An 8,134-nucleotide genomic window follows, 5' to 3' on the forward strand; every position below is an offset into this window, starting at 1 on the left:
AAACTCGCCAGTGTTTTCTACCGGAAATTTGCAGGATGAAAACTTCGTGGGAGTCGTAATGACAAGCAAAGCCTTGATGTCCGGGAAATGAACAATAACTATTGACTTGGCTACGATGTCCGATTTCTATGCGTAATAAGGCTACCATTTTGGCGATCGCTTCTATTTTTTCATGAAGTCGATCGATAATAAGAGTAGCGCCTTCCTGACATTGTTTAATTATCTGTTCATTGTTGGTAATTTCTGGCAAAGTTTCCCCAGCTTTAGCTAATCTGATTTCTGGGTGTTTTAAGGGATAATAGTTGAGTAAATTATTGAGTTTTTGCCACGAAAACAAATTGGCAAATTTTTGATGATTATCACCAGGAATTAGCACAGCTTTTTCAGCCCAATATTTATCGAAAAATTCGCTAATTGGTAAAGGGTGCAATAATTCGGTTAAGGTCTGCATTGATAGATAGAAAACGAAATTTTAATAACCATTAGGGGGACGATTAACCCCCCTAAGTATAGCCTAAATTCACAGCATTTCAAGACTAATCATTTAGTTAAGACCATCTGCTACGACGGTTACGGGAAGCACTACCCCTATCATTATCATAATCATAATCATAATCGACATCATTATCTCTATCAGAATCAGCCAGTAAATTAGCATCATCCCTAGGTAAGATATTGGGTAGGTCTTCAATGTCGATCTGAATGCGATTTACGGGGGTTAGTGATGGGGGATTTATGGCGGCTTGACCAGCTTCCGCAAAACCGATAATAGCAGCGAAGGATAACAGGGTCGCAATTTTCCAGGAAGGTTTCATCGAAGCATCTCCTAAAGAGTTAAATTTGAGTATTGAGATGGTAATTTATGATTACCCTAAGTATAGCCTAAATTGACAAATTTATCAATGTTTATCAAGTGGTGACTATCTTTGACGACGACCAGCATTAGGACGGTTAACTCGGCGGGGAGTTTGACCATTAAAACGACCAGCATTAGGACGGTTAACTCGGCGGGAATTCCGACCTCGATCATTGTCATAATTATAATCGCGATCGCTATTATTAAAACGATTTGCTAGTAAATTAGCATCMTCCCYAGGTAGGATATTGGGTAGGTCTTCAATGTCGATCTGAATGCGATTTACGGGGGTTAGTGATGGGGGATTTATGGCGGCTTGACCAGCTTCCGCAAAACCGATAATAGCAGCGAAGGATAACAGGGTCGCAATTTTCCAGGAAGGTTTCATCGAAGTATCTCCTAAATCAATGTTTTTTTTGTTAAATGAAAAGCCGGGATTAGTTTATAGATGATAGTGGCTGAAACTATTAGTTAAAACGACGAGATCTACCGTGGTCATAGTCAAAATCAGGCTGATCATAATTATAATCGCGATCGCCTACTGTTGGGGATGTCCTATTACCCGGATTTAAGGGAGGGTTAGGAATGTTATTAATTGGCGCAAATTCGGGATTATTAATATCAGTAATTTCCATCTGAATACGATTGGATAATACTGGATTTATCGGAGGAATTGAAGGGGGTGTAAAACCCATCATTGGTGGCTGGTTAGGTAGAACCGGCGAACCGTCCAGACGGGTCAAACTGTAAGCATCAAAATCATAGTCATCAAAATTTCCAACAATGGTTAATATTTCTCCCGGAATGACAGTGACCATTCCTTCACCTTGGGGAATAGCATCTACCAAAATCGGTCCGATATCACTTTGGAAGAAAAAGCTATCCGGTTCAGTTTGGCTAATTACTGTACCTGAGAGAGTMAGAAATWCTGGATTTATCGGAGGAATTGAAGGGGGTGTAAAACCCATCATTGGTGGCTGGTTAGGTAGAACCTGCGAACCGTCCAGACGGGTCAAACTGTAAGCATCAAAATCATAGTCATCAAAATTTCCAACAATGGTTAATATTTCTCCCGGAATGACAGTGATCATTCCTTCACCTTGGGGAATAGCATCTACCAAAATCGGTCCGATATCACTTTGGAAGAAAAAGCTATCCGGTTCAGTTTGGCTAATTACTGTACCTGAGAGAGTCAGAAATTCTGGATTTATCGGAGGAATTGAAGGGGGTGTAAAACCCATAATTGGTGGCTGGTTAGGTAGAACCTGCGAACCGTCCAGACGGGTCAAACTGTAAGCATCAAAATCATAGTCATCAAAATTTCCAACAATGGTTAATATTTCTCCCGGAATGACAGTAACTATTCCTTCACCTTGGGGAATAGCATCTACCAAAATCGGTCCGATATCACTTTGGAAGAAAAAGCTATCCGGTTCAGTTTGGCTAATTACTGTACCTGAGAAAGTAGTTAATCCGACACCTGTTAAAGGGTCTATATTAGGTGGTATAGTCATGGGGGGAATGTTAGATAAACCTAACACCGTAGACCCATCAGGACGGATAATATTGTTAGTGTCGATTTCGCGACCATTCCATTCTCCTACTTGGAGAGTGATGATTTCTCCAGGCATTAAACCAAGTTGCCATGCGGGGAGAGGGGAGACATCAACAATGACTTCTGAACCGTTGATAGGATAGAATAGAAAGTCATCGCCGTTATCAATTAAACTACCGACGGTCCCAGAAACCATCGCACCAGGAATAAAGTTGTGATCAAGGGGGAATAACTCGCTAAAAGCCATCTCAGTTGTTTCTTTCTTGGGGGTTGAAATATACCTTATTAAAGAAAGATGACCTAAATATGACAATTGGGAAATTTGGAGAGTTTACCTTTGATGGTAGATAAATATACCGATCGCACCAGTAATTAAGCCGATCGCCAAGCTGAAGGCCAAAACTACCCCTACAGGTATGTTAATTGACTCGAATATCATAAACTGTAGGGAAACCGGGGTGGCATTTTGGACGGATAATATAGCAACGGCGGTCATTCCCACTGCGAGAATGAGGCTGGCGGTGAAGGGAAATAGTGCTTTCATGGTAATTTGGGTAGCAGTATAGCAACAAAAAGGCAGAAATATTCCGGGGGCGGTCGGTGGAAGTTTGCAGAAGACTTCCAGGGTTTCAGTCACCCGATCGCGATCGCCTGTATTGCTGAGGGTTTAAACTGAATCATATTATACAAACCGTGAGGCTAGACCAATGGTAGATTGGCGTAACTATACGAACCGAGAACTACGTTTTGTTCTTTATGGCTTGGGCTATGGTGTCCCAGTGAATAATGATTCTCCCACAGATGCGATCGCTCAACAAGGCATTCGCGCCTTCCAACACGATCGCAATTTGGTTGTTGATGGTATTGTCGGAGACAAGACCCAAGCCGAGATGGCTGCCATTGTCAGCAGTCTGCATAATCATCTTAATATTGTAGTACGGCCGAATCCTCCCTTACCGGGAAATCAGTTTTATGGTCCGAAAACTACCGCCGCCGTTAAGGATTTTCAGAAAAGGTATGATTTACCCGTAACTGGGGTGGCTGATACCTATGTCCGCGATAAATTAGAGGATACAGCCTATTGGTGGGAAAATCGACCCCAACCAGATCCAGTTAAGCCTATTTATTTACCTAAAGATTTTGCCGAGACAATTAAAGGCTTAGGATATGCTAATATTTCGTCATTTCAGCGAGATTATGATATACCTCAAACCGGGACAGCTAACCCAGAAACCCAGGAAATCTTAGCGAAAATTGTTCGGAATCTTCAGCACAATTTAAACTTAATATTCCAACCCCGTCCTCTCATTGCTTACAGCGAGATTTATGATCATCGGACTGAGGAATATGTGGGTAAGTTTCAGCAGCAGTTAGGATTACCCATAACTAAAACGGCTGATTTGTCACTGCGTAAGCGTTTGGATCGTTGGGCGAGAAATAAGTGGCTGTTAGGATCAGTTAGTTATTGAATATCACCCGATCAGGTTATGCGATCGTAGGATGTCGCACTTCCGACCATGTTAGATGATTAAATTAGTAAGAATCCATTATAACCTCAAGTAATGCACAAGCTGCCTTGGTTTATGGGCAGCTTTTTTTGTGCTTGAGCTAGGAATAATTAACCTGACATGGCTATAATCCTTGTAGGGTGCGTCACAGAGTGATCATCTTCATAAAAAACGCCAAACTTGATGATGTGACGCACCAGGAAACTTGAACTAGGAATAATTAACCTGACATGGGTATAATCCTTGTAGGGTGCGTCACAGAGTGATCATCTTCATAAAAAACGCCAAACTTGATGATGTGACGCACCAGGAAACTATAATCCTTGTAGGGTGCGTCACAGAGTGATCATCTTCATAAAAAACGCCAAACTTGATGATGTGACGCACCAGGAAACTATAATCCTTGTAGGGTGCGTCACAGAGTGATCATCTTCATAAAAAACACCAAACTTGATGATGTGACGCACCAGGAAAATGCCTTAGTTTATGGGCAGCTTTTTTTATTCATTATCAACAATGCCATAGGTATCTCGAATCAAATAGAGAGGTCTTCTTTTAACTTCCGCATAAATTCTGCCTAAGTATTCACCAATTACACCTAAACTAATAAGTTGAACTCCTCCCATAAATAGAATGGCTACCATTAAGGATGCGTAACCGGGAACATCAATGCCAAAAATCAAAGTTCTTACTATTAAAAATAGGGCGTAAATAAAAGCCCCAAATGATATCAATAATCCCATATAACTCCAAACTTTGAGGGGGAGGGCGCTAAAAGAGGTAATCCCTTCGATCGCCAAATTCCACAATTGCCAATAGTTCCATTTTGTCCGACCTTTATATCTCGGTAAGCGGTCATATTCTAGGGCGGTTTGTTTGAACCCTACCCACGCAAATAAACCCTTCATAAATCGATGAGTTTCGGGGAGTTTTTTTAAGGCTTCCACTACCTGACGATCCATCAATCGAAAATCTCCAGTGTCTTGGGGAATGTGAACCGGAGTCATCTTTTGCAGAAGCCGATAAAAACCATTGGCGGTTATCTGTTTCAGCCAGGTTTCTCCATGTCGCGATCGCCTTTTCGCGTAAACTACATCATAACCTTCTCGCCACTTTTCCAGCATTTCTACAATTAATTCCGGTGGGTCCTGTAGGTCAGCATCAATAGGAATGACTGCTGCACCTCTAGCATGATCTAAACCCGCCGTCAAAGCAATTTCTTTGCCGAAATTCCTTGACAAGTTAATCACTTTAATGTTATTATTGAAATGGTGGTGTTTAATAAGTTTGGCTAAGGTATCATCCTGACTGCCATCATTAACACAGATAATTTCATAGGTAATATGCAAAGGTTGAATCACAGCCAGCAACCTAGATAATAAGTAATCGAGGTTAGGTTCTTCGTTGTAGCAGGGAGCGACAATTGAGAGTTGAACTGTGGTGGGTTTTGCTGATGGTGGCAACACTGTAGAAATTAATTTATATTAACTCAAATTATATTAATAAGTGGTGCGTCAGGAGATAATTGTCCGGTGAGAATTGAGAGAGTCGGTTTCTGACGCACCCTACGGAAAGGTTATTGGTTACGAGGAGGAGGGGGACAGTCCAGGGACTGACGGGGTGATCATCAAATGTGAAAATAAGATTAGATATTAGACCAATGGGGTAAATTGGGGACATACTAGAGAGCGGGGGGAAAGAGCGATCGCATGAAATACCACCGCATGGTTGAAAACGGCACTAATTACCAAAGATAGACCACTATGAGTAAGCAACTTTGGATTTATGATACAACCCTACGAGACGGAGCCCAGCGCGAAGGACTCTCTCTCTCCCTAGAAGATAAACTCCAGATAGCGCGGAAACTAGACCAACTAGGTATTCCGTTTATTGAAGGGGGTTGGCCCGGCGCTAACCCGAAAGATGTGCAATTATTTTGGCGACTGACGGAAGAACCCCTCAGCCAAGCGGAAATAGTGGCTTKTTGTTCGACCCGTCGCCCCCATACCACCGCAGCAGAAGATCCTAGCCTCAAACCGATTTTATCAGCCGGAACCCTATGGATTACCACCTTTGGCAAATCTTGGGATCTCCATGTTACCGAAAGCCTGAAAACCAGCCTAGAGGAAAACCTGGCAATGATCCAGGATACAATCGAGTTTTTCCGCAGCCAAGGGAGGCGGGTAATTTATGATGCTGAACATTGGTTTGATGGCTATAAAAACAACCCAGAATATGCCCTAGAAACGCTAAAAGCGGCTGTAGCAGGGGGGGCTGAGTGGTTAGTGCTATGTGATACTAATGGTGGTACACTGCCCCACGAGGTAACTGCGATCGCCAAAACCGTAGTTACAGCCCTAGCCAATTGGGGTGAAACCTCCGTACAGGTAGGCATTCACACCCACAACGACTCAGGAACCGCCGTTGCTAATGCTTTAGCAGCAGTCATGGAAGGTGCTACCATGATTCAAGGGACCATTAACGGTTATGGGGAACGGTGCGGCAATGCCGATTTGTGTACTTTGATACCTAATTTACAGTTAAAATTAGGCTATTCTTGCATCGCCAATGAACATTTAAGTAAACTGTCGGAGTCTAGTAGATTTATTAGTGAGGTGGTTAATCTAGCCCCAGATGACCATGCCCCGTTTGTGGGCTTATCGGCTTTTGCCCATAAGGGGGGGATTCATGTTTCCGCAGTGGAACGCAACCCGTTAACCTACGAACATATCGCCCCGGAAGAGGTGGGAAATAAACGGCGAATCGTGATTTCTGACCAGTCGGGATTAAGTAATGTTTTGGCGAAAGCGCGAAACTATGGTATTAACTTAGAACGGGATAATCCAACCAGTCGGCAACTTTTGCAACAGTTGAAAGAATTGGAAAATCAGGGTTATCAATTTGAGGCGGCGGAGGCGAGTTTTGAGTTATTGATGCGGTCAGCTTTGGGGACTCGGAAACAGTGGTTTGAAATTCGCGGTTTTCAAGTGCATTGTGACAAGTCGAGTCTGGCTACCTGTAACTCCCTAGCTACGGTGAAGGTAATTGTAAGCGATCGCGAACTTTTAGAAGTAGCCGAAGGTAACGGACCTGTCTCGGCCTTAGATGCAGCCTTGCGGAAAGCCCTGCAAAATTTCTACCCAGAAATAGCCGAATTTCAACTGCGCGATTATAAAGTGCGGATTTTGGATGGTAAAGCGGGAACTTCTGCCAAAACTCGTGTATTGGTAGAATCTAGCAATGGTCATCAGCGTTGGACTACCGTAGGAGTCTCTACTAATATCCTAGACGCATCCTATCAAGCCGTCGTAGAAGGTTTAGAATATGGCTTAATGTTGCAACAGCAAACCCCATCCAATTCAGTTATATTAGCCGAATCCTCACTGTAAAATAGACAGTGATAATCCCCTAGGGATGCGATTATTGCCATAGCATAAAATGGCAATAATGGCAAGAGTATTAAGCATAAATTGTCACAAATATAAAAAATTGATGACAATTGCTCAGGTAATCCCAACCATAATTTATCCTAGGCATCAGAGATGGAGAATGTTATGCAGGACCAAAAACAAGCCGTAAAAAGAGTAACAGGAGCCTTTGCCCTGATTGATAGCCTGCGCCGCCACGGTGTGCAGCATATTTTTGGCTATCCAGGAGGTTCAAATTTACCCATTTACGACGAGATATATAGAGCCGAACAAGCCGGGGAAATCAAACATTATCTGGTGCGCCACGAACAAGGAGCGGCTCACGCTGCCGATGGATATGCCCGGAGTACCGGAAAGGTGGGGGTATGTCTAGCCACCTCTGGACCGGGAGCCACTAATTTAGTTACAGGTCTAGCCACGGCTTATCTGGATTCTGTCCCGGTGGTAGCCATTACTGGACAAGTACCTCGCAGCGCCTTGGGGACAGATGCTTTTCAGGAAATTGATATTTTTGGGATTACCCTACCCATTGTTAAACATTCCTATCTAGTCCGCGAACCTTCGGAATTACCGAGAATTGTGGCTGAGGCATTTCACCTAGCCAGTAGTGGCAGACCGGGACCTGTGTTAATTGACATTCCCAAAGATGTGGGTAATGCTCAAATTGATTATATTCCGGTAGAGCCAGGGTCAGTGCGACGGGTGGGATATCGTCCCACGGTGCGGGGAAATCCTCGACAAATTAATCAGGCTTTACAGTTGATTTCTCAAGCTACTAAACCCCTCC

At 43.2% G+C, this 8,134-nt stretch carries 9 protein-coding genes; 3 read left to right on the forward strand and 6 right to left on the reverse strand.

Going from position 1 to position 8,134, the window contains the following annotated elements:
• From B9T16_RS23140 to B9T16_RS23160, 5 genes are all read right to left on the reverse strand, one after another.
• On the reverse strand, positions 1 to 451 hold a 451-nt coding region (locus B9T16_RS23140; RefSeq protein WP_410245880.1), incomplete at its 3' end, for a JmjC domain-containing protein.
• Positions 452 to 548: 97 nt separating this feature from the next.
• A complete protein-coding gene (locus B9T16_RS23145) occupies positions 549 to 815 on the reverse strand; it encodes a hypothetical protein (RefSeq protein WP_410245881.1) in 267 nt (88 codons plus the stop codon).
• Positions 816 to 920: 105 nt separating this feature from the next.
• Positions 921 to 1,244, reverse strand: coding sequence for a hypothetical protein (locus B9T16_RS23150; protein ID WP_410245882.1), 324 nt, complete (start codon positions 1,242 to 1,244; stop codon positions 921 to 923).
• 79 nt (positions 1,245 to 1,323) lie between these two features.
• Positions 1,324 to 2,658: a hypothetical protein gene (locus B9T16_RS23155; RefSeq protein WP_410245883.1), complete on the reverse strand. Its 1,335-nt coding sequence runs from the start codon at positions 2,656 to 2,658 to the stop codon at positions 1,324 to 1,326.
• 84 nt (positions 2,659 to 2,742) lie between these two features.
• Complete coding sequence (locus tag B9T16_RS23160; protein ID WP_410245884.1) at positions 2,743 to 3,048, reverse strand: LapA family protein; 306 nt, start codon at positions 3,046 to 3,048, stop codon at positions 2,743 to 2,745.
• 70 nt (positions 3,049 to 3,118) lie between these two features.
• On the opposite strand from B9T16_RS23160, the gene B9T16_RS23165 reads away from it, so the two are divergent.
• A complete protein-coding gene (locus B9T16_RS23165; RefSeq protein WP_006616143.1) occupies positions 3,119 to 3,880 on the forward strand; it encodes a peptidoglycan-binding protein in 762 nt (253 codons plus the stop codon).
• A 539-nt stretch (positions 3,881 to 4,419) separates the two neighbouring features.
• Here B9T16_RS23165 and B9T16_RS23170 read toward each other — a convergent pair.
• Positions 4,420 to 5,385 (reverse strand): glycosyltransferase family 2 protein, encoded by a 966-nt coding sequence (locus B9T16_RS23170; protein WP_006619810.1) that lies wholly within the window; start codon positions 5,383 to 5,385, stop codon positions 4,420 to 4,422.
• 297 nt (positions 5,386 to 5,682) lie between these two features.
• Here B9T16_RS23170 and cimA point away from each other — a divergent pair, with 297 nt between their 5' ends.
• Both cimA and B9T16_RS23180 read left to right on the forward strand, forming a co-directional pair.
• Positions 5,683 to 7,308, forward strand: coding sequence for a citramalate synthase (gene cimA, locus B9T16_RS23175; protein ID WP_410245885.1), 1,626 nt, complete (start codon positions 5,683 to 5,685; stop codon positions 7,306 to 7,308).
• A 165-nt stretch (positions 7,309 to 7,473) separates the two neighbouring features.
• Positions 7,474 to 8,134 (forward strand): thiamine pyrophosphate-binding protein (locus tag B9T16_RS23180; protein ID WP_410245886.1); only part of this gene is annotated, 661 nt, incomplete at its 3' end.

The organism is Arthrospira sp. PCC 8006 (assembly GCF_046480465.1).
Lineage (GTDB): Bacteria > Cyanobacteriota > Cyanobacteriia > Cyanobacteriales > Microcoleaceae > Limnospira > Limnospira platensis.